The 2,758-nt window shown below is 75.8% G+C and carries 4 protein-coding genes; 1 reads left to right on the top strand and 3 read right to left on the bottom strand.

The window, feature by feature from the left end; translation table 11 throughout:
- Positions 1–607: 607 nt before the first annotated feature.
- Genes MXD58_RS28255 through folB form a run of 3 tightly spaced genes read right to left on the bottom strand, consistent with a single transcriptional unit; the run spans position 608 to position 2,054 of the window.
- Positions 608–1,045: a DUF3180 domain-containing protein gene (locus MXD58_RS28255; protein WP_248840981.1), complete on the bottom strand. Its 438-nt coding sequence runs from the start codon at positions 1,043–1,045 to the stop codon at positions 608–610.
- Complete coding sequence (folK, locus tag MXD58_RS28250) at positions 1,042–1,605, bottom strand: 2-amino-4-hydroxy-6-hydroxymethyldihydropteridine diphosphokinase (RefSeq protein ID WP_248840980.1); 564 nt, start codon at positions 1,603–1,605, stop codon at positions 1,042–1,044. Before folK ends, MXD58_RS28255 begins: the two co-directional genes overlap by 4 nt.
- The gene (gene folB / locus MXD58_RS28245; protein ID WP_248840979.1) at positions 1,602–2,054 is read right to left on the bottom strand and encodes a dihydroneopterin aldolase; all 453 of its coding nucleotides are present in this window, start codon (positions 2,052–2,054) and stop codon (positions 1,602–1,604) included. The genes folK and folB overlap by 4 nt, the downstream gene beginning before the upstream one ends.
- Here folB and MXD58_RS28240 point away from each other — a divergent pair.
- Positions 2,036–2,758 (top strand): polysaccharide biosynthesis protein (locus MXD58_RS28240; protein WP_518478708.1); only part of this gene is annotated, 723 nt, incomplete at its 3' end. The genes folB and MXD58_RS28240 overlap by 19 nt on opposite strands.

The raw sequence follows: 2,758 nt of genomic DNA, 5'->3' as shown, positions 1-2,758 counted from the left end.
GCCGCGACCGAGCCGTACCCGCCGCCACCGAGGAAGCGCGTTCGGACGACGCGGCTCCCCAGGACGACGCGGCTCCCCCGGACGACGCGGCTCCCCCGGACGACGCGGCTCGCCCGGACGGCACAGCTCGCCCGGACGGTAGCGCTCCCCCGGAGGGTTTCGATCGCCCTGGCGGCAGTGCGCGACTGGACGGCAGTGCGCGACTGGACGGAGGTGCTGGAGTGGACGGAGGTGCTGGAGTGGATCGCTCGGCTGCTACCGACGGCTCGGTCTCCAGGTCCGCGGGGTCGAAGCCGCGGAGATGGCCGTACCGGGGAGCGTCGCCGGGCTGCCCGGCCTCCGGTTGCTGGCGGCGCACGGCGGCTGCCGGCGGCCGGTTCCCGGATCCGCCGCGGTTCCGGCCCTCTGCGACCACCGCCCGCACCTTCCGCTTCGGCGCCTCGCCGCCAGCTCACAGCCGTCGACGGGCTCAGTGCCGGCGGCCGGCGGCAGCGCCTGACCGGGCATCACCGACGTCGCTCGCAGTCCGGTCTCCGGCCGCAATCCCTCTCAGACTAGCCCCTTCGACGCCGCCTAGAAGCAGCCCGACCGGCGAGCTGCGCAGCGCCTAGGGCTTGCGGACCCGACAGACGCGTTCCAGCAGCAGGCCGCCGGCGAGGAGTACCACCGCCGCGGCCAGGCCCAGACCGGCGGTGACCGCGTCGCTGCCGGCCGTGGGGAACTCGTCCGTCCGCGGCAGGGTGTAGCCGAGCGTGCCCGCCCAGCCGCCCGCGAGCGCCGAAGCGGTCACCGAGCTGGCCTTGGCCAGGGCGGCGAGCCGGGCGACCGTCAGGGGCAGGATCGGCCGGGTTCCCGGCCGGCCCTCCAACCGGCGCCGCGTCAGGCCGGCGACCTGCAGCTCGATGAGGCCGATGACGACGACCGACAGGGGCGCCGTGCGCGGCAGGTTCGGGATCGACCGGTAGGCCCACCACAGCAGCACGTAGGCGAGCGCGCCGAACACGATCGCCACGAGGACGAGGTCACGTGCCCGGGTCGGTTTCACGCCGGCTCGTCGCGGCCGCGCCCGCCGACCAGAGGTGCGTCCAACCCGTCCGGCAGGCGGCGTACACCGGCGACCTGCCCGTCCCGCGCCATGGCGGCGACGAGGTCGGCGACCCGGCCACGGCCCGGCAGCACCGCCGCCGGCTCGACGTCCAGCCACGGCAGGCAGACGAAGGCCCGCAGGTGTGCCCGTGGATGCGGGATGAGGATGTCGGGGTCGTCGCTGGTCTGTTCGCCGAGCGCGATGACGTCGACGTCGAGGGTGCGCGGGCCCCACCGCACCGCGCGGACCCGCTGGGCTTCCTGTTCGACGGCTCGCGCGGCGGCGAGCAGCTCGCGCGGGGACGCCGGCGCGACCAGCACGACCGCGTTGAGGTAGTCCTCCTGCGCGGGCCCGCCGACGGGCGCGGTCTCGTACACCGGCGAACAGGCGGTGACGCCGAGCAGACCGTCGAGGTGGCGCACGGCCGCCCGCAGCAGGGCCCACCGGTCCCCGAGGTTGGAGCCGAGGGCCAGGACGGCGTGACCGGGCCGGGCCGGGTGGCCCTCGCCGGCCGTCACCGGCCATCACCGGGCCCGGCCGCCGGGACCGGTGATGGCTGGTCGCGGGTGACGGTCACGGCGACGTCGGTGAACGCGAGCGGGATCGGCGCCGCCGGCTTGTGCACCGTGATACGGGCCCGGGTCACCGTGCCGTGCGCCAGGCAGGCGTCCGCCAGGCGGTAGGCGAGAGTCTCGATCAGGTCGACCGGCTCGCCGCCGACGATGCCGGCGAGGGTCTCGGCGAGCTCGCCGTAGTGCACGGTCAGAGTGACGTCGTCGCCCTGGGCCGCGCGCGTCATGTCCAGCCAGATCACCGCGTCCACGACGAACTCCTGCCCGAGCTCGCGCTCGGCGGGCAGCACGCCGTGCCGGCCGCGGACCCGCAGGCCGGTGAGGGTGATGTGGTCGTCGGAGCCGGCGGCCGCGGCCGTCTCGGCACCGGGGAGCGGTGTCCCGGCTCGGGTCATGGTGTCTCCTGGTCGCCGGCCTGGCCGGGTGCCCGGCTCGGGCTCGCCGCCGGGGCCGCGTCCGCCTGCTGCCCCGGCGCGGGTTCGTCCGCCTCGCGCTCGGCGCGTACGGCACCGTCGTCGGCGCCCAGATCATCTACCGCCTGGACATGCTGCTCGTCGCCAGTTTCCGCGAGGCCGCCGACGTGGCGTTCTACGGGGTGGCGGTCGCGTTCGCCACTGCGGTCGGGACGATCTGCCAGGCCACCGGCATGGTCGTGTTCAGCCGGCTGCGGACCATCGTCGACCCGCGGGCCAGGGCACGCACGGTACGCCGGGCCGTCTTCGCGACCGTCGCGATCGCGACGGCGATCGCGACGCCGGTGGCGCTGCTCGCGCCGCTGGGTATCCGGATCGTCTACGGCGACCAGTTCGCCACCGCGACGACGACCACCCGTCTGCTCGTCCTGGCCGCCATCCCGCAGGCGGTGGACTACCTGCTGATCCACGTGCTGCTCGGCTACCGCTGCGCCCGCTCGGTGCTGGCGGTGCAGGTGCCGGTCGCGCTGGCAACAGTGCTGGGGCTCGCGTTCGCGCTGCGCCTCGGCGCGTTGCCGGCGGTCGCCGCGGTCTCCGGCGCCACCTACACGGCCTCGGCCGCGGCCCTCTACGTCGCCTGTTCCCGACTGCTCACCCGCGCCGCCCGGCCGGGCGCGCCTGCGCCC

Origin of the sequence: Frankia sp. AgKG'84/4 (genome assembly GCF_023242965.2) — a bacterium.
In the GTDB taxonomy this organism is placed as follows: Bacteria; Actinomycetota; Actinomycetes; order Frankiales; family Frankiaceae; genus Frankia.
Note: the sequence above shows the minus strand (reverse complement) of the source record. Positions and strands in the feature narration are given on the sequence as shown.